This is a genomic window from Streptomyces sp. V2I9 (assembly GCF_030817475.1).
Lineage (GTDB): Bacteria > Actinomycetota > Actinomycetes > Streptomycetales > Streptomycetaceae > Streptomyces.
On the sequence record NZ_JAUSZJ010000002.1, the window covers coordinates 4,061,699 to 4,083,832 of the forward strand.

A 22,134-nucleotide genomic window follows, 5' to 3' on the forward strand; every position below is an offset into this window, starting at 1 on the left:
GTCCTGCGGTCAGGCGGCGCTCACCAGCAGGCACGACCAGGTGAACCCGGCCCCCGCGCTCACCACCAGGGCGTACTCGCCCGACGCCAGGACGCGGCCCGCCCCCAGCTCGGCCAGACTGGCCGCCGCGTCCCCCGCGCCCAGGTGACCCGTGTCCCCGCCCACCGTCCGGATCTCGGCCGGCAGCAGCGTGCGCAGGGCCGGTGCGTAGGCGAGGCCGATGGTCTTCGCGCCCAGCCGCGGCGGTACGACACAGCGCAGCAGCGGACTGTCCGCCGCCAGCCCGCCGGCGGCGAGGCAGCGCTCCACGACCGCCGTCAGGCTCTCCGAGCTGGCGCGGGTGAAGGCATTCATGCCCTCGCGTTCGAGGAAGGCCTTCTTCGTGCGGCGCATGTCCACCCGGTCGCTCACGGAGCGCGGCATCGCGCCGAACGCGTCCCGCCCCCGGTGCATCCCCTCCAGCTGCGGTGCGGCGACGGTGGTGATCGCGTGCAGCAGCAGGTCCGGGGGGCGTACGTCGAGCGGGTGCAGCAGCAGCGCGGTGGCGCCGTCCCCGTAGGCGATCCCGTAGTCCCCGCGCCAGCGGTCGAAGCCCGGCGCCGCGAACCGGTCGGCCGTCGTCACCAGCACGGGGCCGAGACCGGGGTCGGCCAGCAGCCGGGCCGCGCCCACCTCGACGGCCGCCGCTCCGCCGTTGCAGACCTGCTGGATGCCCAGCGGCTCCGCCTGCCGCGCGCCGAGCTGGTCGGCGATGTAGTGCGGAGGCGACCAGAGGTCGTGCCCCTGGTAGTACATCCAGGCGTGCAGCACCATGCCCAGTCCGGCCGGCGGGGTCCCGGTGCTCTCCAGGGCCGCGCGCGCCGCCAGCACCGCCATCTCGGGAGGGGCCTGGTCCGCCACCGGCAGGGCCGCGTAGCCCAGTTCCTCGGCCGTGTCCGCCTCCACCAGGCCGAGTTCCACGGCGTCGCGGGCGGTCTGGCGTGCTTCGGGTATCCACGTGCTCAGGCCGGACAGACCCAGCGGCCTCGGAAGTCGCACAACAATGCTCCGCTCATCATCAGGGGCTTCATGATAAGCAGGTCCCTAAGTAAAGTCAGTAGTCTGTTATATGGAGGGGGAAGACATGTCCAGGAGCGCGACGGGCATCGAGATACACACCGAGGGCTCCGTGCGGACCCTCACCTTCGCCCGGCCCGAGCGCCGCAACGGCATGGATCTGGCCATGTTCGGCGCCTACTACGACGCCCTGGCCGAGGCCGACGCCGACGACGCGGTCCGCGCCGTCGTCGTCACGGGCGCGCGCAGCAGCTTCTGTTCCGGCGCGACCCCCGACCTGCTGGCCCAGCTCTCCGCCCCGCAGGACGCGTCGGAGGAGGACCCGGACGGGTTCCTCGGGCACCCGGCGCACCTCCCGCTGACGATGCGGACCCCGCTGATCGCGGCGATCAACGGCAGTGCCGCGGGCCTCGGGCTCGTGCACGCCCTGTACGCCGACGTCCGGTTCATGGCGGACGAGGCGCAGGTCTCGGCCGTGTTCAGCCGCTTCGGCCTGATCGCCGAGTACGGCGCGGCCTGGCTGCTGCCGCGCCTGGTGGGCGTCGGCAACGCCACGGACCTGCTGCTCTCCTCCCGTGCCGTGGGCGCGCAGGAGGCGCTGCGGATGGGGCTGGTGCAGCACACCGCACCGCGCGACACCCTGCTGTCGGCCGCCCAGGAGTACGCCCGCCAGCTCGCCGAGACGTGCTCCCCGACGTCCATGGCCGTCATCAAGCGCCAGATCCTGGACGGCCTGCGCATGCCCGCGGCCGACGCCGTGACCGAATCCGTCGCGCTGATGCGGGAGTCCTTCACCCGCCCCGACTTCCCCGAGGCCATGGCCGCCGTCCGGGAGCGCCGCAGGCCGGACTTCACACCGCGCTGACGCGGGGTCGGGGCCTCGTGCGCGACCCCGACCGATACCGTGACGGGCCGATGTTCGGACGAGCCGTGCCTGCCCCCCCGCCGGGCATATCCGTTGTCGTCGTCGGCCACGGTTCGGTGGCGTGGTGCCCTGCGTGGCGGGGTGCGGACGTACGGCCGTCGCTGAGCGCGATCAGTGCGGCGGTGTCGTGGACCGCCACCGCTTTCCTGTTTCTTCGTCCGCCTCGTTGCGATTAGCTTGGGGCGACTTGAGTGAGGGTGGAGGGTACATGGCCGGGTTGAGCGGGCTCGACGGCAAACGGATTCTGGTGATCGGGGGCGGCGGCGCCGGGATCGGCCGAGCCATCGTCCGCTCCTGTGCGGCCGCGGGGGCGGCGGTGGCGGTGGCCGACGTGGACCCCGCGCGGGCAACCGAGGCGGCGGACGAGTTGCGTGCGGCCGGGCACGTCTCCTGTGCGCTGAGCGGCGACGTCCGCTCCATCGAGCAGCTCGACGGCGTGATCGTCGGCGCGGCCGATCAACTCGGTGGACTGGACACCCTGATCACGGTGGTCGGCGGGCAAGTCGCGTTCGTCCCCGCGGTCAGGCTGCATGAGATGACCGACGACGACTGGGACACCGTCTATGACGTGAATCTGCGCTACGTGGCTCGCGCGGTGCGGCGCGTGCTGCGGCTGTTCCTGGAACAGGGCACCGGTGGGAACATCGTCAGCATCGGCTCTGTCACCGGATTCATGGCCGCTCCGAAGCAGGCCGGTTACGGCGCTGCCAAGGCCGGCCTGTACAGCCTGGCCCGGACCGTCGCCGCCGAGTACGCGGCCGACGGCATCCGGATGAACGTCGTCGCGGGCGGGGCGATCAGCACTGCCGTCAACACCGGCCACTCCGACACCTGGGTTCCGGAGATCCCGGCGGGCCGCTACGGCACGTCGGAGGAGATGGCTGCTGCGGCCGTCTACCTGTCCTCGGACGAGGCCCGCTACATCACGGGCCAGCAGATCGTGCTGGACGGCGGAGTCTCGGTCCGCGGCCCCTTCCCTGAATAGCCGGGCACGAGGACGACGTGGGACTCACCCGCCCCGGCTCATCCGCGCCTCGGACCGGCACCTGACCCACGCCCGGTTTCCGCTCTCCCCGGAGAGCCGCACGGCAGCGCGCCGCCCCTCACCCCTCAGCCGGACCCGCCCTCCGCCGCGCGGGGGAGCGGAGTCCGTCCGCGGCGCGATTCCGTGCGCCCGCCCGGTTGCGATCGTCGGTGACTGAACGGACCAGCCACCCCGGCCGGCCACCACCGAGGAGTCCCCGTGCCCCTTCCGACGCGTACCGACCACCGTGCCGCCGCCACCCGCACCGACACCGCTGGCCCCTCTGGTACCCCGGCCACCTCTGGCACCTCTGGCCCGTCTGGTACCCCGGCCACCCCTGCCACCCCTCCTCCCGGACGTCTCCGCGCCGCCTGGCGGGCCGCTCACGCCCCGGCGCCCGGCGTGTCCCGAGGCTGGTGGCTGACCGCCTGCGCGGTGCCCCTCGTGGTCCTTCCGTCCAGCGTGTGGAGAATCCCGGCGGCGTTCGACCACGGGATCACCTTCGGGGAGCGGATGTACGTCGTCCTGCTCTCGGTCGTCTCCGAACTCCTCGCCTTCACCGCGATCGGCCTGGTCGCCCGCTGGGGCGAGGTCGTCCCGCGCTGGGTCCCGTACCTGGGCGGGCGGCGGGTGCCGACCCCGGCCGCGGTCGTCCCCGCCGCCCTCGGAGCCGCCGCCGTCACCTTCGTGTTCACCGCCCTGACCGTCGTCAGCGAGGTCCGGGGCACCACGATCCGCGGCGACGCGTTGCCGAGCGACTTCCCCGGTCTGGCCGGTGGCTGGGAAGGGGTCTGGTTCCACCTCTGCTACACGCCGCTGCTCCTCTGGGGGCCGCTGCTGGCCGTGTTGACGGTCGGGTACTACCAGCGCCGCCGCAGGGCCGGCGGCCCCGCCGCCGAGGGATGAGGACGGGCCCACGGCAACGCCCCACCGCGCGGGTCGAACGCGGTGGGGCGCCGGTGTACGAGTACGCCGTACGGAGACCTCCGTACGGAGCCCGCTGTACGGCGGGCGGATCGGCGGCTCAGACCGTGCCGAGGTCTCCGGCCCGGACGCCCGCCACGAAGGTGCGGAACGCGGCGGCGGGGACGGTGAGGACCGGCCCGGCCGCGTCCTTGGAGTCGCGGACGGGGACGATGCCGTGCGGGGCGGCGAGGTTGGTGGCGACCTCGACGCACTGGCCGCCGTTGTCGCTGTACGAGGACGTGAACCAGCGGGGAGTCTCGGCCGTCATGGGTAGCTGCCCTTCCGTCGATACCGGGGTCCGTCGTTACGGGTGCTGCATCTCGCCGGACTTGATACCCGTCACGAAGGCGGAGAACGCACCGGACCGCACACTCAGGGCGGGCCGGGCCACGTCCTTGGAGTCGCGGACGGGGACGATGCCGTGCGGGGCGGCGAGGTTGGTGGCGACCTCGACGCACTGGCCGCCGTTGTTGCTGTACGAGGACGTGAACCAACGGGGGGTCTCGGTTGTCACGGTGTGCCCTTTCGCAACTGCCTGAACATGTCAACGGACGCGGCCTGGGAGGGCGCAACCGCCTGCAACTGATGGTAGGCCGTCAGATGCGTTACCACCGAGCCACTTTCACGCTCCAGGTACCCCTGCTGCGCGGACTCCGCGTACGACATGAGCGAGCGGTCGGGCATGGTCAGGATGGTGATCGGCAGATCGAACGGGCGGTGCTCGCCCATGGTGAACGGCACCACCTGGATCACCGTGTTGGGCTGCTCGGCGAACTCGATCAGCCGCTCCATCTGCGCCCGCATGACCGCCGGGCTGCCCACCGGCCTGCGCAGGCAGCTCTCGTCGAGCAGCGCGAAGACGAGCGGGGGCTTGTCCCGGACCAGGGCCGCCTGGCGCTCCGCGACCAGCGCGACGCGCTCCTCCGCCTGGGCGGGCGTGATGGCCTTCCGCTTGACCGCGCTGTCGGCTAGGACCCGGGCGTACTCCGGGGTCTGGAGCAGGCCCGGCATCACGCCGACCTCGTACAGTCGGATTTCCGCCGCCCGTCCCTCGTAGATGAGGAACTCCGGGAAGCCCTCCAGCAGGCTGCCGTGCTTGATCCGGCTCAGCTCGCGCTCGAACGAGGCCTCCGTTCCGACGAGTCCGAGCGCGCGGTCCGTACTGCGCGAAAAGCGCAAGGTAGCAAGTTTGCGGCCAGTTTCGACGGACGAGATGTGCGTGCTGGAGTAGCCGATCTCGATGCCCAGCCCCTCCTGCGTCCAGCCTCGCTCGATGCGGAGACCGCGCAGACGTGCGCCGTAGGCGGCCTTCGCGGAACTTTCCGGATTTAACGGCTTGATGTTCATGGGTTGCGGACCCAATCTTCCGTGCGGAACGGGCAAGTTGAATGCCCTCTCACGGTAGGTCACGCTGAATCGCCCCGGTAGTCGTTCGGCTACAGAGAGGAGCGATAGGTGTATGGCGAGAACGTTTGCCCGAACGCGCAGGAACCTCCCGACCCCCAGAACCCGACCCCTGCCGAACCCCCGGAACCCTCGGAACCCTCGGCCCCGGCCGATCTCCCGGCCCCGGCCCCGGCCGGCCCTGCGAGTCCGACCCCGGCCGGCCTCGCGGCTCAGGCTTCGGCCGCGACCCGGGCCGCGTCCTCGGCCCCGGAACCGGAGCCTCCCGCCCCGCCTGCTCTCGGTGCGCTCGTGGTGGACACCGGTCGGCGTGACCGGGTGGGGGAGTTCCGCGGGCTCGCCGGTCCCTACTGGTCGCTGCGCCCCGTGGGTGGCGGGACCGAGTGGGAGGCGGAGCCGCACCGGGTCCGCCCCGCCCTCCTCATGGAGCAACTCCGGGCCCGGACCGCCCGCCTCAACGCCCGCAGCCGGGGCGAGGTCCTGTGAACGCGGGGCCCGACGCGACCGCGACGCCGTCGCATCGCGGCCCCGACGCGGCCCCGACTCCGCCCCGGTGCCGTCGTGTCGCAGTCGCCCCGCCGGGTGTCCCCGCCGCGCCGCCCGCTTCCCGCATGCCCCCGTCCGTAACCGGCAAGGATGAGACCCATGTTGCAGTGCACCGCAGTCAGTGAACTCCCCGAGATGGGCGCGCGCGTCGCGCTGATGGGGCTGGAGGATCTGCCCGGCCACGAGGTCGAAGCGCCCGACCTGGACACCTTCCTGCTCTGCGAACTCGGTGAGCACGACGAGGCGACCGAGCACGCGGCCCAGCTCTGGTCGGCCGCGCCCCGGGCGGGCCGGGACCTGTGGATGTTCTGGCTCGACGGCGAGGAGAGCCGGACGTTCCGGTTCGCCGAGCTGCTGCCGTGCCCGGCCGTCATCCACCGGCTGTCCGTCAAGGACGGCGAGGCGTGCGTGCTGTACGACCGGCACCCGGGCGCGCACTCCTGGGACGTGGAGGACCCGCTCGCCGATCTGATGACCGAGCGCATCCGGGACGAGGTGCGGCGGGACCGTGAGGGCGATGGCGGGGCCGGGGGCGACCGGGACGGGAAGGGTGGTGACCGTGACGGGCGGGAGCGGGGCAGGGGCGGTGGCGAGGGAGCCCAAGGAGAGGAATCCTAGGGCGTTTTGGGGCACGGCGGGTGCGTCGGCGGAGCCGCGAAAATGCCGTGGCGTTGTCAACCGTACGGATTACCGTGGCGGCACGACTTCTTGCACCTCCCGGTGCGCAGGGCAACCTCGGCTACTTCTTCTCATGAATCACGCCGAACCGCCCACCTTGATCTCGGGAGGCACGGCATCGGGGTGCCCGGTGCGCAGGCGATCCTTACTTCTCCTGTGAAGAGAGAGACGCGGGTTCGCATCCCGTCCAGCCCTTGCGGGCTGGTAGCTCAGCGGGCCAGAGCGCTTGGTCCGGATCGCCAGTTCGATCTCGGGCACCCCCTTGCTGGACCTCCCCTCCACGTGAGGGGTTCTCCATGTCCCGCTTCAACCGGCGCCGTGCGCGGTCTGCCGCCGGCTCGCCCGTGGCCACGACCGGGGAGCGCGCCACCACCCACGAGGGCGGCGCCGGCCACCTCCGCGACGCCAGGTCCGAGCTCTTCCTGCTCGCGGTCGGCAACTTCGTCGGCACCGACACCTTCTACGAGCGGGGCGAGCAGCGCGACGACCGCTACCGGGATAATCGCAGTGCTCCCCCGTTTACGGGGGAGGGGAAGCGATCGGTTCGGCGACGTCCTCAACCTCGTCCACCCCGGCCCCGCCGACGACAAGCCGTGGCAGGGAGACCTGTTCCAGCACGCCCTCGACCGCAGGATGAAGCGCGAGGGACCCATCCCCGACACCCTTCCGCTTCTCCGGGCCAGCCGGATGCTCACCTCCCTGCCCGTCCAGGAGCGCCGCTCCTCCGTGCGGGACCCCGCGCTGGTCACGTCACCCGGCGGGCTCGCGGGCGCGGGTTCACGTGGGAGCGGCTGGCCGGCTGGCTCCAGGGGCCGATGGACGCGGCGGCATGGGAGGCCGTCATCCCCTCCATGGGCCTGATGGCACTGGCCCGGAACCTGCGGAACTTCGACGAGGCCGGTGTCTCCGACGCGGTCGCCGCCCGTATCTGCGCCCGGTTCGCCGACCCCGCGCAGGTCGGCCGGTCCCGCATGTTCCCGTTCCGCTGGTGGGCGGCGTACAAGCACGCGCCGTCGCTGCGGTGGGGCCACGCGCTGGAACAGGCCCTCGGGCACGCCCTGGCCAACGTGCCGCGGCTCACGGGCAGCACCCTGATCCTCGTGGACCGGTCGCCGTCGATGTTCCCCGGTTTCGGCTTCTCGACCCCGAACCGGTCGGACATCACCCTGGCCGAGCAGGCCGCCGTCTTCGGGTCCGCGCTCGCGCTGCGGGCCGAGAAGCCGACGCTGGTCGAGTTCGGCGGCGACTCCCGGAAGATCGACGTTCCAGCGGGCGGAAGCGTCCTCCGGCTCATCGAGCGGTACGGGCAGATCGACGGCACCGACATCCCCACCGCCGTCAAGAAGCACGGGGCCGCCCACGACCGCATCGTCATCGTCACCGACGAACAGAGCCGTCCCGGTTGGCTGCCCTCCAACATGTCGGGCCATGGCGGGATGCGCGAGACGGATATTGACGCCCTCGTCACGAAGGACGTTCCCGTCTACCTGTGGAACATGGCCGGTTACAAGGCCGGCGCGATGCCCAGCGGAACCGGTAACCGGCACGCCACGGGCGGCCTGACCGACCAGGCGTTCCACGCGATCCCGCTCCTGGAGGCGGGCCGCGACGCGACCTGGCCGTGGGAGCACCGGCCCGCCTGAACGACCGCGTCCGCGCCCCCGCTCCCCTCGGCGCATCGCGGGGAGCGGGGAGCGGGGAGCGAGGTGCGGGGGTGCGGTGCTGTCCGGCTCGGCCGACGCGCCGCTCGCCGGAGCCAATGGATCCTTTGACATACGTATCTCTGGATAGCTAAAGTCCCGCGTATGCCCCCGCACAGCGCGTCCCCCCGGGACATCGACCGCCTGGCCCTCGGCCTCGTGGCGTGCCTGCCCGCGCTGACCAGGGCCTTCGAGCGACACGTCGACCAGCACTATCCGCACCCCAAGCCCTCCGACGCCCAGCTCACGCTGCTGCGGTACGTCGAGACCCACGGCGGCACCACGGTCCGTGAGGCCGCCGACGCGGTGCGGATGAAGCCGAACAACGTCAGCGCACTGGTCACCCAGCTCACCGAACAGGGGCTCCTCGAACGCCGTCAGGACGGCGCCGACAAGCGGATCGCCCGCCTGTACCTCACCCCGGCCGCGCGGCAGCGGCTCGTCGAGGTCACGCGGCTCATGGGGGACCGTGCCGCGCAGGTCCTGCGGTCGATGACCGACGGCGAACTCGACGCCCTCGGCTCCGCCCTGGGGTCCCTCCGGTCGCTCAGCGAGCACCTGCACACCGCGAGCTGACCTTCCTCCGACGCGCCGACTTCTGCGGCGCACTGAGCTTCGCCGGCGCGCGGCGTGCTCACGGAGCCGCCACGGTGTGCCCGTCAGCACGCCGGTGGTGCGCCCGTCAGTACGCCGTGGGCCTTCGCGCCTCTCTTCCCCCCTTCCCTGCTCGCCAGCCGCAACCGGCCGCCCCCGAGGCGCCGCGCGCCGACTCGGCGTTGCGTCACGACGAAAGAACACCTCCTCATGGCACCCGTCGGCACCCTGGCCGAACCGTCCCCCGCCCCGCCCGCCGCAACGGCACGCGACCGTCGCTCCAACCCGTGGCTGACCCTGATCGCCGTCGCCTTCGGCCTGTTCATGGTCGGTCTCGACGGATCCGTCGTCTCGATCGCCAACCCCGAGATCGGCCGCGACCTCAACGCCTCCACCTCCGACCTGCAATGGGTCACCAACTCCTACCTGCTCGCCCTCGCCGGAGCCCTCATCCTCGGCGGCAAACTCGGCGACCGCTTCGGCCGCCGCACCTTCTACCTGGTGGGAGTCGTCGGCTTCACCCTCGCCTCCGTCGCCATCGGGCTGGCCGGTTCCATCGAGGGCGTCATCGCCTTCCGGGCCCTCCAGGGCCTCTTCGGCGCCCTGCTGATGCCCAACACCCTCGGCCTGCTCCGCGCCGTCTTCCCGCCGAAGAAGTTCGGCATGGCCGTCGGTATCTGGGCCATGGTCTCCTCGGTCTCCACCGCCCTCGGCCCCATCGTCGGCGGCTTCCTCGTCCAGCACGTCAGCTGGGAGTCCGTCTTCTACATCAACGCCCCGATCGGCGTCATCGCCCTCGCCTTCAGCGCGGCCGTCCTGCCGCAGAGCCGGAACGAGCACGCCGCCCGGGAGAGGTTCGACGTCCCCGGCGTCGTCCTGCTCGCCGTCGGGCTTCTCGCGCTCGTCTTCGGCGTGGTGAAGGGGGAGACCTGGGGCTGGACGTCCGGCGGAACCCTCGGCGCCATCGGCGCGGGACTCCTGGTCCTGGTGGTCTTCGGCTGGTGGCAGACACGGGTCGCCTCACCGCTGCTGCCGATGCGCCTGTTCCGCAACCCGGCGCTGACCATCGGCACGATCATCACCGCGCTGAACTTCTTCGTCCTGCTCGGCGTGATCTTCTTCGTCATGATCTACCTACAGAACGTCCGGGGCTTCACCCCCGTCGAGGCAGGTGTCCGGACCCTTCCCCTCAGCCTCGCGTCCGTCGTCGCCTCCCCGCTCGGCGCCGCGCTCACGGACAGGTTCGGACCGCGCCTCACCATGCCCCTCGGTATGGGCCTCCAGGCCGTCGCCTGCTTCGCCATGCTCACCTGGGACGCCCACAGCGCGTACGGCCTCATGTGGCCGCCGTTCATCGCCCTCGGCCTCGGCGTCGGGATGGTGATGGCCTCCTCGTCCGACGCCATCGTCGGCAACGCCCCCGTCCGGGACGCCGGTGTCGCCGGCGGGCTCCAGGCCACGGCCCTCCAGGTCGGGGGTGCGCTGGGCACCTCCGTCCTCGTCTCCCTCATCGCCGGCCGCGTCGGCACGACCCTCACCGGTGAACTCACCTCGGCAGGCGTCCCCGCCCCCGCCGCCACCGCACTCCTGGAGGCGAAGGACGCGGTGTCCATGGGCGTCGCACCCGTCGCCACCGGTACGCCCGCGCAGCTCGCGGCGGCCATCGTCGAGGGCAGCCACAACGCCTTCATGAACGGCGTCCACACGGCCGTCCTGACCGCCGGAGTGCTCTGCGTCGCCGGCGCCGTCCTGGCCGTCGTGGGCGTCCGGCGAGCCCCTGGCCACGCCCACCAGCGGTAGGGGGATTTCCGACGGTGGATTTCTGCCGTTCCGGCACCGGATGACGGTGCCGGCCTTCAGGATGGCGGCAAGGGTGTCGGCGGTCGGAGGATGTCGGCCCTGATTCCGGTTGCCGCCGGTGACGGCCGGTCTGTGATCGCGCCTGGTGGCGGTGTCGCCAGGCGCACCGGCCGAGCAGTTGAGCAAGGCCGTTCGGCCGTAGAGCTCGTCGCCGGTCACCGAGCCGATGCGGTGTCCGGCGTCCATGAACCGTTCGATCATCACGCGGACCGGCTCCGGCCGGTGGCGAAGACGGCTTCCTCGCCGGGCCCGGCCGCCCGGCACCGTTGCGGATCGGTCCACGAACGCGGGACGTCCACCTCCCGGTCCACCGCCGCGTGCCCACGCATCCCCGCATGGACGAGGTGGACGGCGACCTGGAGTTCTCGATCCGGCCGACGGTGCCCGTGTACTGCGGCTGGACCTCCGACGGTGTCCCGCAGTTCTTGCGCGGCAGGCCCGACATCAAGCCCGTCCGCACCGAGATCACGAGGACGTGACGCCACTCCGGCATGGTGTGGCGGCCATCACACTCGGGAGGTGTCATGTCCGGGGCCGCTGTCCTGTCCTAGTGCTGAAGCCGAAGAAGGGATCGTGAAGATGAAGGCCGTCATCGTGTGCGCCTCCGTGTCGCACGGAAATACGCGACGTGTCGCCGACAGCATGGCCCAGGTACTGGGTGCGAAGGTCGTCCTGCCGGAGCAGGCCGACCTGGCGGAGCTGGCCGGAGCCGACCTTGTGGGATTCGGCTCGGGTGTCTTCTATCAGAGGCTCCACCCCCGACTGACCGAGTGCGTCAAGGCGCTTCCCACCCGGCGGGGCCAGGCATTCGTGTTCGCCACCAGCGGGCTCCCCGAGTTGCCGCTGGTGCCTTTCACCCGCCCCCTGGCCCGGCTCCTCGAAGGCAAGGGCTTCGAGGTGGTCGGGACCTTCTCGTGTCGGGCGTTGGACACCATGATGCCCTTCACGCTCGTCGGCGGCATCCAGAAACAGCGGCCGAACGACGGGGATCTGGCCGCTGCGCGGGCGTTCGCCGCGCGACTGCGGGGCGGGCGGCAGTCGGTGTCCTGACACCTGCCCCCGGGAGCTCTCCCGCGTCCCCACCAGCAAGATCGCGCTCCGCGAGGCGCGGTTGATCCTGGCGAAGTCCCGGAGCCGTCAGGGGTAGCCGGAGCGGGCCGTGCCTAGCGGCGCTTGCGGCCGACCGCGTTCCGTACGCCGTTGGTCAGCGTGCCGACGCCGGTGCGCAGCGCGATGTAGTCGAGGGCGCTGCCCACGCCGCGAGCGGCCCACCTGAACGCCCTGACCAGCTGCTCATCCATCGCGTGTGTCTCTCTCTCCGCTGTGCGTCGTCTTCCTGTATGACGCACCTACCGTAAGGCAGGTTGCTCCGGCCGGGTGCGTCGCGGTGGTCCGGGGGCCTGCCGAACGGCAGAAGTGCGCGCCCGCCCGCGCGCGACGGCCTGGATCACCCGGCGGGCGGGGCCGCTGCGCGGCGCGAGCGGGCGGGACGTTCGTCGTGGAGTCAGGTCAGCGCGCGGAGGCGGGGCGGCTCACGGAGTCAGGGCAGGAAGTCAGGACAGGCTCACGGAGTCAGGACAGGACCACGGGGTCAGGACAGGCAGAACTCGTTGCCCTCGGGGTCCGTCATGACGATCCAGCTCCCGCCCTGCTCGTCGACCGTACGCCCCACCCGCGCGCCCAGCGCCACCAGCCGCTCCGCCTCCGCGTCGCGCTGTCCGGGCGCGGAGTGCACGTCGATGTGCAACCGGTTCTTCCCCGTCTTCGGCTCCGGCACCCGCTGGAACAGCAGCCTCCGCCCCTGCCCCGTCCCGCTGACCTCGTCGTACGGGTCGTCAGGGTGCCGGGCCGCCGCGAGGTCGAGCCAGGCCCTGCGGCCGTGGGAGTGGGTCGTCGCGGCCTCCGGTACCGCACCGGCCGTCAGCAGCCGTTCGATCAGCGGGCTGTTGTCTTCGACGAGATAGCCCAGGGCCTCCGCCCAGAACCCGGCCTGCGCATGCGGGTCGGCGCTGTCGATCACGAGCTTCCAGGAGAGTGTCTGCGTCATGGAACCGTTTATAGTGGTTACATGAGTGGAAGTGCAACGGACACGCCGCAACTGCCCGAGGGGCGACCTGAGCAGAGCGGTCGTCAGGAGCGGCCGGGGCCCGCCGGGCTGGTGCTGCGGCATCCGGACGGAAGCTCGTTCCGGTTCGATCCGGGCGCGCTCTGCCTGGAGTTGCTGCCGACCGGAGGGCCGGGGCCCCTGGCGTACTTCGAGGTGTTGCGCGAGCCGGCCGACCTGGTGCGCTGGGCGGAGGAGAGCCGGCTGCCAGGGGGACTCGGTGCGGGGGCGACGGATGAGCCGGGTTCCGCCTCCGGTTCGGGGGAGGGGGCCGGGTCCGGCGCGGAGGAAGTGGAGGGCTCCGGCTCCGGTTCCGGTGCGGGGGCCACGCTGGTCGTGAGCGCGGCGGAGGTGGCGGGCGCGCGGGCGCTGCGCGATGCGCTGTGGCGGCTGGCGGAAGCGCGGGCGGGGGGCGGGCGGCCGGACCCGGACGACCTCGCCACCCTGAACGACGCGGCGGCGCACCCGCCGCTGACGCCCCGGCTGACGGCGGACGGGACGTGGGCGTGGGCCCCCGGCGGCACCGGGTCAGGGCTGCTCTCCACCGTGGCCCGCGACGCGGTGGACCTGTTCACCGGGGCGTACGCCCACCGCATCCGCGTCTGCGGCGCGCACGACTGCCGCCTGCTGTTCGTCGACACGTCCCGGCCCGGCCGACGTCGCTGGTGCTCGATGGAACGGTGCGGCAACCGCCACAAGGTCCGTGCTCACCGCGCCCGGCTCACCGCAGCCGACGAATGAGCGGCCCCCGCCCATGGTGGTCGTCGCCGTAGCGGAGCGCTTCCGCCCCACGCCCGGGCCGGACGGGCCCTACGCCCCGCGCGGGCCGGGAGCCGGGCAGGCCGGGCAGGCGTGCCGGTCGATCGCGGCCGCCAGGCGGGCGGCGGCCGTACGCACGGCCGGCGCGGGGGACGCGGGGGGCGTGGCGGCGGTGAGGGCCGGGGGGCCGGCGAGGCGTGCGGCGGTCTCCCGGCCCGCCGCCACGGCGTCGTGGGCCGCACGGGTCCATGCCGGATGGTCGGCATTCCCGGTGGCCAGGACTCTGGCCAGCAGGTCCAGGACGCCTGCCCGGCTCCTGACCGTGTCCGTCCGCGCCAGTTCCCAGAGGAACGGCACCGTCGCCGCCGTCGAATCGAAGACGGGCGGGGTGCCGATCCAGCGTTCCAGGTCGCTCAGGGCCTCGTCCGAGTTCGGCGCGTCCCCCCAGGCGATGCGGGACAGCACCACGGGAACCTGGGAGGCGGAGCCGTACGCGTGCTGCAACTCGTGCCACCGCACGTTCCTCATGGCGCCCAGGACAGTCCCCATCCGGGCACTCAATCAGCCTTTGCCGCACGGCGTCCACCATGTCCGGGGACCGGTCCGTGGGACCGTTCCGGGAACCGCGCGCCGGAGCGGCCCGTTCCGTACAGGCGACGCAGATACTCCCGTACGGAGCGGACGTCGTCGGCAGGAACGAGAAGGCCCACGTGGTGGTCGGGCCGGACGACCACCACGGTGCCCGTGCGCGGAGGGGCGGGGACGCCCGCAGCCGTGCCGGTGCCCGCTCCCGTACCCGTCCGCGTACCTCCGGAGGTACCCGTTCCGTACGCGGCTGCCGCGTGGCCCTCGTCGTCGACCACCGCGCGGGGCGCGGGCCCGGCTTCCGCGCCGGTCCGGTGGTCCCCCCCGGTCCTCGTGCACCGCGTAGACCCGGCAGACCCGTACCTCCGTGTCGCCGTACGCCTCCGCCACCTCGCGCAGCACCGCCGCGCTCCCGTCGCCGAAGCCGAGGACAGTGGTGCGGGGACCCGCCAGGACGCGGTGCAGCCGGGTGCGCGCCCCGGTCGCGGCGTCCGTGCACGGGGCGTCCGGCGCGCGGTCGCCGGGCAGCGGGCCCGCCTCGGCCCGCGCCTCGCCCCGCCCGTCGGCCCCCTTTCCGGCGGGCGGAACGGCGGCGGTGTCGGCTCCGTCGTCGGCGGTGCCCGTGCGGGCGGGGGCGGCCAGGGAGCTCCAGCGGTAGCCGATGCCCGGGCCGGTGGTGTCGGCGGTGATCGCCGTGTCCAGGCCGCCGCCGGGCCGGCGGATCGCCGCCAGGGTGGCCCGCAGCCGCTCCGACGTGAGGTCCAGCGTCCGGACGGCCACTGGAAGGCGCTCCTCCTCGTACGTGTCCAGCAGCGCGGGGTCCGTGTGTCCGGCGAGCACCAGGCCCAGCTTCCAGCCCAGGTTGAACGCGTCCTGGATGCCGGTGTTCATCCCGAGGCCGCCCGCGATGGCGTGCACGTGCGCCGCGTCGCCCGCGAGGAAGACCCGCCCCGCGCGGAACCGGTCCGCCAGCCGCACGTCGACCCGGTACGTCGACAGCAGCTCGGCCCGCGTGAGGGTCCGGCCGGGCAGCCCGGTGTGGTGGGCGAGCAGCCGCCGGAAACCGTCGGCGGTCGGTGCGAGGGGCCGCCCCCGCCCGTCCCGCTCGGGCCCGGCCTGGAACCACCAGCCCGTCCGCGTACCGGGGATCGGGCAGAGCATCACCGCGCCGTCCTCGTCGAACCACTGGTGCCAGAGGCCGCGGTCCAGGGCGTCCTCCGCCAGATCGACATCGCCGCAGACCATCACCTGGTCCTCCTCGGTGGTCCCCTCGAACCCGATCCCGAGCAGCTTCCGTACGGAACTGTGCGCACCGTCGCAGCCCACGACGTACCGGGCCCGCACGCCCGCCCCTTCCCGCACCCTCCTGCTCGCGTCTCCGTCGGTCCGTTCGCTTCCCTCGGCGAACGTGACCTCGACCCGGCCCTCGTCCCCGGCGTCGTCCGGGTCCTGTGCGAGCCCCACGACCTCGCGGCCGTAGGCGACCTGTACGCCGTACCCGGCCAGGCGCTCGCGCAGGATCTCCTCCAGCCGCCACTGGGCGATCAGCCGTCCCCGGTCGTCGAGGGCGTCCGGGGACGGCGAGGAGCCGGCCCACGGATCGACCGCCTCGACGGGGGCGCGGTCGCGGTACTTGAGCATCGGCGGCGGGGCCGAACCGGCGGCGAGCACCTCATCCGCCACCCCGAGATCGGCCAGGATCTCCAGCGAACGGGGGTTGGGGCCCTTGGCGCGCGAGGTGCGTGGCGGGGCGGGGGACCGGTCCACGATCCGTACGGCGACACCGCACCGTGCCAGATCGCAGGCCAGCACCAGTCCGGTGGGACCCGCTCCCACGACGAGTACGTCGGTCACGCCCATGTCCGGGTCCATCGCCAACCCCATGCCACTCCTCCGGGCACGCCCTCCCGGCGTCCCCACGGAAACAGGGAAAAGTAGCCCAGTCAGAAAAGCAACTAGGTAACCTTTTCTTGGGTCGGGTCCGGGGCGTCGGACAGGGCGGTCCCGGCACTCGGGGTCCCGGTCGTCGGCGGTGCGGCCGTCCCGGTCGTCTCGGCCGCCGGGGTCGCGGTCGCCGGTGCGGCGGCCGCCGTCGCCAGCAGCTTCACCGCCAGGGCCCGGTTGTTCCGCGCGGTCCGCAACGCGTCCCAGGTCAGCAGCGACAGCGCCAGCCAGACCAGGGCGAACCCGGCCCACCGCTCGGGCGGCATCGACTCCTTGAAGTAGAGGACGCCCAGCCCGAACTGGAAGACCGGGGCCAGGTACTGGAGCAGCCCCAGGGTGGACAGCGGCACCCGGATCGCCGCCGCGCCGAAGCAGATCAGCGGGACCGCCGTGACGATGCCCGTCGCGGCGAGCAGGAACCCGTGCCCGGCCCCGCCGGCCGTGAACGTCGACCTCCCGGTCGCGGCGAGCCAGAGCAGGAAGCCGAGCGCGGGCACGAAGAGCACGGCGGTCTCGGCGGCCAGGGACTCCAGGCCGCCCATGTTGACCTTCTTCTTCACCAGGCCGTACGTGGCGAAGGAGAAGGCCAGCACCAGCGAGATCCACGGCGGCCTGCCGTATCCGATCGCCAGGACGAGAACGGCCGCCAGGCCCGTGGCCACGGCGGTCCATTGGACGGGCCGCAGGCGTTCGCCCAGCAGCAGGACGCCCATGGCGATGGTGACCAGCGGATTGATGAAGTAGCCGAGCGACGCCTCGACGACCTGGCCGTTGTTCACAGCCCAGATGTAGAGGCCCCAGTTGACCGTGATCGTCGCCGCCGCGACCGCTATCAGCCCCAGTTTGCGCCGGTCGCGGACCAGCTCGCCGATCCAGGCCCAGCGGCGTACCGCCAGCAGCGCGACGGCCACGACGCCCAGCGACCAGACCATCCGGTGGGCCAGGATCTCGATCGCCCCGGACGGTTTGAGCAGCGGCCAGAACAGGGGGACCAGGCCCCACATCGCGTACGCGCCGATTCCGTACAGCAGGCCAGCCCGCTGTTCGTTCTTCCCCTTCACCGTGTGTCCTCCCGGCCCACCCCGCCTGTGCCGGCCGACCGGCCGACGGCACGACGGTAGCGCCGGAAGGACTCCGTGTCATAGCCGTCTCACGGAAACACTCATGACAGGGAGCGGAACACTCATGACATGGGGCGGAACCCTCACGAGGCGGGGCCCGGAGCCGATCCGCTGAGGGATCGGTTCCGGGCCCCGGACGGGTGGGTGGGCGGGCGGTCGCGGCCGTCTCCGTCCTGCTTCCCCCGCCTCCGCCCTGCCTCAGCCGACGACGGTCCAGGTGTCGGCCCCGGCGAGGAGCGCACCGAGGTCGCCCTTGCCGTTCTGCTCCACGGCGGCGTCCAGCTGGTCCGCCATCAGCGTGTCGTAGACGGGCCGCTGGACGCTGCGCAGCACCCCGATGGGGGTGTGGTGCAGGGTGTCCGCGTCGGCGAGCCGGGAGAGCGCGAACGCCGTGGTGGGGGAGTCGGCGTGGGCGTCGTGGACGAGGACCCGGGAACGGTTCTCGTCGGTGACGGCGACGACCTCCAGGTCACCGGTGGCCTGGTCGCGGACCACGCCCTTGGGCTCCTGGGAGCCGAAGAGGATCGGCTGCCCGTGTTCGAGGCGGATGACCGCCTCGGCGGCCTGCTCCTTGTCCTTGAGCACCTCGAACGCGCCGTCGTTGAAGATGTTGCAGTTCTGGTAGATCTCCACCAGCGCCGTGCCCGGATGCTCGGCGGCGGCGCGCAGCACGCTGGTGAGGTGCTTGCGGTCGGAGTCGACGGTCCGGGCCACGAACGTCGCCTCCGCGCCGAGCGCGAGGGACACCGGGTTGAAGGGCGCGTCGAGCGACCCCATCGGCGTCGACTTGGTGATCTTGCCCAGCTCGGAGGTGGGGCTGTACTGGCCCTTCGTGAGCCCGTAGATCCGGTTGTTGAACAGCAGGATCTTCAGGTTGACGTTCCGCCGCAGGGCGTGGATGAGGTGGTTGCCGCCGATGGAGAGCGCATCGCCGTCACCCGTGACCACCCAGACCGACAGGTCGCGGCGGGAAGTGGCGAGCCCGGTCGCGATGGACGGGGCACGGCCGTGGATGGAGTGCATCCCGTACGTGTTCATGTAGTACGGGAAGCGGGAGGAGCAGCCGATGCCGGAGACGAAGGTGATGTTCTCCTTGGCGAGGCCCAGCTCCGGCATGAAGCCCTGGACGGCGGCGAGCACCGCGTAGTCGCCGCAGCCGGGGCACCAGCGCACTTCCTGGTCGGATTTGAAGTCCTTCATGGACTGCTTCGCCTCGGCCTTGGGCACCAGCTGCAGCAGTTCGTTGTGCCGCAGTTCTTGGGTGTCAGGCATCGATGGCCTCCTTGAGAGCCGTGGCGAGCTGCTCGGCCTTGAACGGCATTCCGTTGACCTGGTTGTAGCTGTGGGCGTCCACCAGATACTTCGCCCTCAGCAGCATGGCGAGCTGACCGAGGTTCATCTCCGGGACGACGACCTTGTCATAGCGCTTCAGCACCTCGCCGAGGTTCTTCGGGAAGGGGTTGAGGTGGCGCAGATGCGCCTGGGCGATGGGTGCCCCGGCGGCGCGCAGACGGCGTACGGCGGCGGTGATCGGCCCGTACGTCGAACCCCAGCCGAGCACCAGCGTGCGGGCGCCGGCCGGGTCGTCGACCTCCAGGTCGGGAACCTCGATGCCGTCGATCTTGGCCTGCCGGGTGCGGACCATGAAGTCGTGGTTGGCCGGGTCGTAGGAGATGTTGCCGGTGCCGTCCTGCTTCTCGATTCCGCCGATGCGGTGTTCGAGACCGGCCGTCCCCGGTACGGCCCAGGGGCGGGCCAGCGTCTGCGGGTCGCGCTTGTAGGGCCAGAAGACCTCGGTGCCGTCGGCCGCCGTGTGGTTGGGCCCGGTGGCGAACGGGGTCTTCAGGTCGGGCAGCGTGTCCGTCTCCGGGATGCGCCAGGGCTCGGAGCCGTTGGCGAGATAGCCGTCGGAGAGCAGGAAGACCGGGGTGCGGTAGGTCAGGGCGATACGGGCCGCGTCGATCGCCGCGTCGAAGCAGTCGGCCGGGGTCTGCGGGGCCACGATCGGCACCGGGGCCTCGCCGTTGCGCCCGTACATCGCCTGGAGCAGATCGGCCTGCTCGGTCTTGGTCGGCAGCCCGGTCGACGGACCGCCGCGCTGGATGTCGACGATCAGCAGGGGCAGCTCCAGGGAGACCGCGAGGCCGATCGTCTCCGACTTCAGCGCCACCCCCGGCCCGGAGGTGGTCGTCACCGCCAGCGACCCGCCGAACGCCGCACCGAGCGCCGCACCGATCCCGGCGATCTCGTCCTCCGCCTGGAAGGTCCGCACGCCGAAGTTCTTGTGCCGTGACAGCTCGTGCAGGATGTCCGAGGCCGGGGTGATCGGATACGACCCCAGGTAGAGCGGCAGGTCCGCCAGCTGCCCGGCGGCGATCAGACCGTAGGACAGTGCCAGGTTCCCCGAGATGTTGCGGTACGTGCCGGTGGGGAACGCATGGGAGGCCGGGGCGACCTCGTAGGAGACCGCGAAGTCCTCGGTCGTCTCGCCGAAGTTCCACCCCGCCCGGAACGCGGCCACATTCGCCTCCGCGATCTGCGGCTTCTTCGCGAACTTCTGCCGCAGGAACGCCTCCGTCCCCTCGGTCGGACGGTGGTACATCCACGACAGCAGACCCAGCGCGAACATGTTCTTGGAGCGCTCGGCCTCCTTGCGGGGGAGCCCGAACTCCTTCAGCGCCTCCAGCGTCAGCGTTGTCAACGGCACCGGATGCACGTTGTACGCCTCCAGCGACCCGTCCTCCAGCGGACTGGTCGCATAGCCGACCTTCGCCATCGGCCGCTTCGTGAACTCGTCCGTGTTCACGATGACCTCGGCACCGCGCGGCACATCCGCGATGTTCGCCTTGAGCGCGGCGGGGTTCATCGCGACCAGCACGTTCGGTGCGTCACCGGGCGTGAGGATGTCGTGGTCCGCGAAATGGAGCTGGAAGGAGGAGACGCCCGGCAGGGTGCCTGCGGGGGCGCGGATCTCGGCGGGGAAGTTCGGCAGGGTGGACAGATCGTTGCCGAACGACGCCGTCTCCGACGTGAACCGGTCACCCGTGAGCTGCATTCCGTCACCCGAGTCACCCGCGAAGCGGATGATCACCCGGTCCAGGCGGCGGACTTCCTTCCCGTCGCCGCCCATGGTGCCCGTCGTACCTGACAGGGGGGCTCGCTGGCCCCCGAGGACGGCGTCGTTGGCCCCATCGGCCTTCTCCGCCGCGCTACTGACCTGGCTCGTCACTGAACTGGACCTCCCTTGGGGCGGCTGTTCGGAACCGTCCGGCCAGCCGGCGATCCCCGAGGCCACCCTACGTCCGCGTAGGTTGCCTCCCAGGAACCGATCATATGGTGGACGCTGTTTTGAGACACCCTTTCCCAGGGGTTCGGCGCCTTGTGCAAGCTCCTGAGCGCCCGACGGAAGGAGCCGCTCCCTGCGTCTTTGGCCCTAGGCCCTACCGCCTCCCTCCCCCTTTCTCCCCCCTTCCCCTCCCGACTCTTCTCCCGTCACCCTCGTGGACTCCGCCCCTTCGGCGTGCCCTCGGGTCCCCTCGCCCAAGGGGTGCCCGTGCGGCGAACGGCGGACACCCCAGGACCCGTACGGTGCCCCCGAAGCGCTCCCGGAACGCCCCCGGAGCGCCGCCGCACCTCCCTGGCGCCGTCCGGCGCGCCCGACGCGACCTCGGCTCGCGCCTTCCGGGGTTCGTGCCCTGCCCGCCGACATCCGGCAGGGGGAGAGGGCAGGAGGTAGGGGGTAGGGGGTAGGGGGTAGGGCCATGCTGTTCGGGCCTTCAGGTGTTCAGCTGTTCAGATAGGTCAGTACGGCGAGGACGCGCCGGTGGTCCCCGTCGCTGGGCGAGAGCCCCAGCTTCAGGAAGATGTTGCTCACGTGCTTCTCGACCGCCCCGTCGCTCACCACGAGCTGTCGGGCGATGGCCGAGTTCGTCCGGCCCTCGGCCATCAGACCGAGGACCTCCCGCTCGCGCGGCGTCAGACCGGCCAGTACGTCCTGCTTACGGCTGCGGCCCAGCAACTGCGCCACCACTTCCGGGTCCAGCGCCGTCCCGCCCCGCGCCACCCGGACGACGGCGTCCACGAACTCACGGACCTCGGCCACCCGGTCCTTCAACAGATAGCCCACCCCGTTGCTGCTGCCCGCCAGCAACTCGGTGGCATACCGCTCCTCCACGTACTGCGAGAGGACCAGCACCCCGACGCCCGGATAGTTCTTCCGCAGCCGCACCGCCGCGCGCACCCCCTCGTCGGTGTGCGTCGGCGGCATCCGCACATCGGCGACCACCACATCGGGAAGCTCCTGCTGCGCGTCGAGCTCCGCCACCTTCTTGAGCAGCGCCTCCGCGTCCGCGACCCCGGCGACGACGTCGTGCCCGAGATCGGTGAGCAGACGGGTGAGTCCCTCCCGGAGCAGAACCGAGTCCTCGGCGATGACCACACGCACCCTGTTCTCCACGTTCTCCACGACTGCGAGCCCCCACTGTTCCGAATATGCCGCGCTCCCCGCGACCCGTACGCGCCACGCCCGACCACCGCGCACCACGCCCCGACCGCCCAAGCATCCCAGGACAGGGGGACGGTTGGCCGAGCCTGTGGATAACTCCCGCGCCCCGGCCACCCACGGCGGCGCGCCCCAGCCGCTGTACGTCCCCGCGCCCCGGCTGCCCCGGCCGCTCGCCCCGGCCGCCCTCGGCCCCGCACCTCGGTCACCCACGGCGGCGCGTCAGCGTCGTACGCCCCCGCGCCCCAGCTGCCCCGGCCGCTCGCCCGGGCCGCCCTCGGCCCCGCACTTCGGACACCCACGGTCGTACGCCCTGCTGTGCCCGGACCGGGGGAGGGCCGGGCACAGCAGGGCGTACGTATACCGA

General features: G+C 72.0%; 18 protein-coding genes and 5 pseudogenes. 10 read left to right on the forward strand and 13 right to left on the reverse strand.

Annotation, left to right across the window (positions count from 1 at the left end; all coding sequences use genetic code 11):
- Positions 1-9: 9 nt before the first annotated feature.
- The gene (locus tag QFZ71_RS17985) at positions 10-1,038 is read right to left on the reverse strand and encodes a 3-oxoacyl-ACP synthase (RefSeq protein ID WP_307669232.1); all 1,029 of its coding nucleotides are present in this window, start codon (positions 1,036-1,038) and stop codon (positions 10-12) included.
- Positions 1,039-1,123: 85 nt separating this feature from the next.
- Here QFZ71_RS17985 and QFZ71_RS17990 point away from each other — a divergent pair, with 85 nt between their 5' ends.
- From QFZ71_RS17990 to QFZ71_RS18000, 3 genes are all read left to right on the forward strand, one after another.
- Positions 1,124-1,921: an enoyl-CoA hydratase-related protein gene (locus QFZ71_RS17990; RefSeq protein ID WP_307669233.1), complete on the forward strand. Its 798-nt coding sequence runs from the start codon at positions 1,124-1,126 to the stop codon at positions 1,919-1,921.
- Between the two features lie 268 nt (positions 1,922-2,189).
- Complete coding sequence (locus QFZ71_RS17995; protein WP_307669234.1) at positions 2,190-2,966, forward strand: SDR family NAD(P)-dependent oxidoreductase; 777 nt, start codon at positions 2,190-2,192, stop codon at positions 2,964-2,966.
- Between the two features lie 501 nt (positions 2,967-3,467).
- Positions 3,468-3,911 (forward strand): hypothetical protein, encoded by a 444-nt coding sequence (locus tag QFZ71_RS18000; RefSeq protein ID WP_373465127.1) that lies wholly within the window; start codon positions 3,468-3,470, stop codon positions 3,909-3,911.
- A gap of 118 nt (positions 3,912-4,029) precedes the next feature.
- Here the strand turns inward: QFZ71_RS18000 and QFZ71_RS18005 are convergent, their stop codons facing one another.
- Genes QFZ71_RS18005 through QFZ71_RS18015 form a run of 3 tightly spaced genes read right to left on the reverse strand, consistent with a single transcriptional unit; the run spans position 4,030 to position 5,318 of the window.
- Complete coding sequence (locus tag QFZ71_RS18005; RefSeq protein WP_307669235.1) at positions 4,030-4,239, reverse strand: DUF397 domain-containing protein; 210 nt, start codon at positions 4,237-4,239, stop codon at positions 4,030-4,032.
- A 36-nt stretch (positions 4,240-4,275) separates the two neighbouring features.
- On the reverse strand, positions 4,276-4,485 hold the full coding sequence (locus tag QFZ71_RS18010; protein WP_307669236.1) for a DUF397 domain-containing protein: 210 nt from the start codon (positions 4,483-4,485) through the stop codon (positions 4,276-4,278).
- Positions 4,482-5,318 carry a helix-turn-helix transcriptional regulator gene (locus QFZ71_RS18015; RefSeq protein WP_307669237.1) on the reverse strand — a complete coding sequence of 279 codons (837 nt, stop codon included), beginning with the start codon at positions 5,316-5,318 and terminating at the stop codon, positions 4,482-4,484. Before QFZ71_RS18015 ends, QFZ71_RS18010 begins: the two co-directional genes overlap by 4 nt.
- Positions 5,319-5,633: 315 nt before the next feature.
- On the opposite strand from QFZ71_RS18015, the pseudogene QFZ71_RS18020 reads away from it, so the two are divergent.
- The 5 genes and pseudogenes from QFZ71_RS18020 to QFZ71_RS18040 all read left to right on the forward strand — a co-directional run.
- Positions 5,634-5,861: pseudogene (locus tag QFZ71_RS18020) on the forward strand (hypothetical protein); the annotation flags it as partial.
- A gap of 159 nt (positions 5,862-6,020) precedes the next feature.
- A pseudogene (locus QFZ71_RS18025) lies at positions 6,021-6,452 on the forward strand (hypothetical protein); the annotation flags it as partial.
- 443 nt (positions 6,453-6,895) lie between these two features.
- Positions 6,896-8,242 (forward strand): annotated as a pseudogene (locus QFZ71_RS18030) (TROVE domain-containing protein).
- Between the two features lie 162 nt (positions 8,243-8,404).
- Entirely contained in the window at positions 8,405-8,875 is a 471-nt protein-coding gene (locus QFZ71_RS18035; RefSeq protein ID WP_307669238.1) for a MarR family winged helix-turn-helix transcriptional regulator, read from the forward strand.
- 228 nt (positions 8,876-9,103) lie between these two features.
- Complete coding sequence (locus tag QFZ71_RS18040; RefSeq protein WP_307669239.1) at positions 9,104-10,693, forward strand: MFS transporter; 1,590 nt, start codon at positions 9,104-9,106, stop codon at positions 10,691-10,693.
- Positions 10,694-10,876: 183 nt separating this feature from the next.
- Here QFZ71_RS18040 and QFZ71_RS18045 read toward each other — a convergent pair.
- Positions 10,877-11,156 (reverse strand): annotated as a pseudogene (locus QFZ71_RS18045) (transposase); the annotation flags it as partial.
- A gap of 176 nt (positions 11,157-11,332) precedes the next feature.
- Between QFZ71_RS18045 and QFZ71_RS18050 the strand changes: the two are divergent.
- Positions 11,333-11,803 carry a flavodoxin family protein gene (locus QFZ71_RS18050; RefSeq protein ID WP_307671500.1) on the forward strand — a complete coding sequence of 157 codons (471 nt, stop codon included), beginning with the start codon at positions 11,333-11,335 and terminating at the stop codon, positions 11,801-11,803.
- A 113-nt stretch (positions 11,804-11,916) separates the two neighbouring features.
- On the opposite strand, the gene QFZ71_RS18055 is transcribed toward QFZ71_RS18050, so the two are convergent.
- Together QFZ71_RS18055 and QFZ71_RS18060 are read right to left on the reverse strand one after the other, a co-directional pair.
- The gene (locus tag QFZ71_RS18055; protein WP_199876356.1) at positions 11,917-12,054 is read right to left on the reverse strand and encodes a hypothetical protein; all 138 of its coding nucleotides are present in this window, start codon (positions 12,052-12,054) and stop codon (positions 11,917-11,919) included.
- 290 nt (positions 12,055-12,344) lie between these two features.
- Entirely contained in the window at positions 12,345-12,800 is a 456-nt protein-coding gene (locus QFZ71_RS18060) for a VOC family protein (protein WP_307669240.1), read from the reverse strand.
- Between the two features lie 111 nt (positions 12,801-12,911).
- Between QFZ71_RS18060 and QFZ71_RS18065 the strand changes: the two genes are divergently transcribed.
- Complete coding sequence (locus QFZ71_RS18065; RefSeq protein ID WP_307671501.1) at positions 12,912-13,598, forward strand: ABATE domain-containing protein; 687 nt, start codon at positions 12,912-12,914, stop codon at positions 13,596-13,598.
- Positions 13,599-13,667: 69 nt separating this feature from the next.
- Here the strand turns inward: QFZ71_RS18065 and QFZ71_RS18070 are convergent, their stop codons facing one another.
- The 6 genes and pseudogenes from QFZ71_RS18070 to QFZ71_RS18095 all read right to left on the reverse strand — a co-directional run bounded on the left by QFZ71_RS18070 (position 13,668) and on the right by QFZ71_RS18095 (position 21,710).
- A complete protein-coding gene (locus QFZ71_RS18070; RefSeq protein WP_307669241.1) occupies positions 13,668-14,165 on the reverse strand; it encodes a hypothetical protein in 498 nt (165 codons plus the stop codon).
- A gap of 8 nt (positions 14,166-14,173) precedes the next feature.
- A pseudogene (locus QFZ71_RS18075) lies at positions 14,174-16,061 on the reverse strand (FAD-dependent monooxygenase).
- A 95-nt stretch (positions 16,062-16,156) separates the two neighbouring features.
- Positions 16,157-17,206, reverse strand: a complete 1,050-nt coding sequence (gene rarD / locus QFZ71_RS18080; RefSeq protein ID WP_307669242.1) for an EamA family transporter RarD — start codon at positions 17,204-17,206, stop codon at positions 16,157-16,159.
- A 258-nt stretch (positions 17,207-17,464) separates the two neighbouring features.
- A complete protein-coding gene (locus QFZ71_RS18085; RefSeq protein WP_307669243.1) occupies positions 17,465-18,538 on the reverse strand; it encodes a 2-oxoacid:ferredoxin oxidoreductase subunit beta in 1,074 nt (357 codons plus the stop codon).
- Complete coding sequence (locus tag QFZ71_RS18090) at positions 18,531-20,495, reverse strand: 2-oxoacid:acceptor oxidoreductase subunit alpha (protein WP_307669244.1); 1,965 nt, start codon at positions 20,493-20,495, stop codon at positions 18,531-18,533. The genes QFZ71_RS18085 and QFZ71_RS18090 overlap by 8 nt, the downstream gene beginning before the upstream one ends.
- A 555-nt stretch (positions 20,496-21,050) precedes the next feature.
- On the reverse strand, positions 21,051-21,710 hold the full coding sequence (locus tag QFZ71_RS18095) for a response regulator transcription factor (RefSeq protein WP_307671502.1): 660 nt from the start codon (positions 21,708-21,710) through the stop codon (positions 21,051-21,053).
- Between the last annotated feature and the right edge of the window lie 424 nt (positions 21,711-22,134).

Bases quoted from the DNA above. Each gene is read 5' to 3' on its own strand.
- QFZ71_RS17990 (WP_307669233.1), top strand. From the start codon at position 1,124: ATGTCCAGGAGCGCGACGGGCATCGAGATACACACCGAGGGCTCCGTG.
- QFZ71_RS17995 (WP_307669234.1), top strand. From the start codon at position 2,190: ATGGCCGGGTTGAGCGGGCTCGACGGCAAACGGATTCTGGTGATCGGG.
- QFZ71_RS18005 (WP_307669235.1), bottom strand. From the start codon at position 4,239: ATGACGGCCGAGACTCCCCGCTGGTTCACGTCCTCGTACAGCGACAAC.
- QFZ71_RS18015 (WP_307669237.1), bottom strand. From the start codon at position 5,318: ATGAACATCAAGCCGTTAAATCCGGAAAGTTCCGCGAAGGCCGCCTAC.
- QFZ71_RS18035 (WP_307669238.1), top strand. From the start codon at position 8,405: ATGCCCCCGCACAGCGCGTCCCCCCGGGACATCGACCGCCTGGCCCTC.
- QFZ71_RS18040 (WP_307669239.1), top strand. From the start codon at position 9,104: ATGGCACCCGTCGGCACCCTGGCCGAACCGTCCCCCGCCCCGCCCGCC.
- QFZ71_RS18050 (WP_307671500.1), top strand. From the start codon at position 11,333: ATGAAGGCCGTCATCGTGTGCGCCTCCGTGTCGCACGGAAATACGCGA.
- QFZ71_RS18055 (WP_199876356.1), bottom strand. From the start codon at position 12,054: ATGGATGAGCAGCTGGTCAGGGCGTTCAGGTGGGCCGCTCGCGGCGTG.
- QFZ71_RS18060 (WP_307669240.1), bottom strand. From the start codon at position 12,800: ATGACGCAGACACTCTCCTGGAAGCTCGTGATCGACAGCGCCGACCCG.
- QFZ71_RS18070 (WP_307669241.1), bottom strand. From the start codon at position 14,165: ATGGGGACTGTCCTGGGCGCCATGAGGAACGTGCGGTGGCACGAGTTG.
- QFZ71_RS18085 (WP_307669243.1), bottom strand. From the start codon at position 18,538: ATGCCTGACACCCAAGAACTGCGGCACAACGAACTGCTGCAGCTGGTG.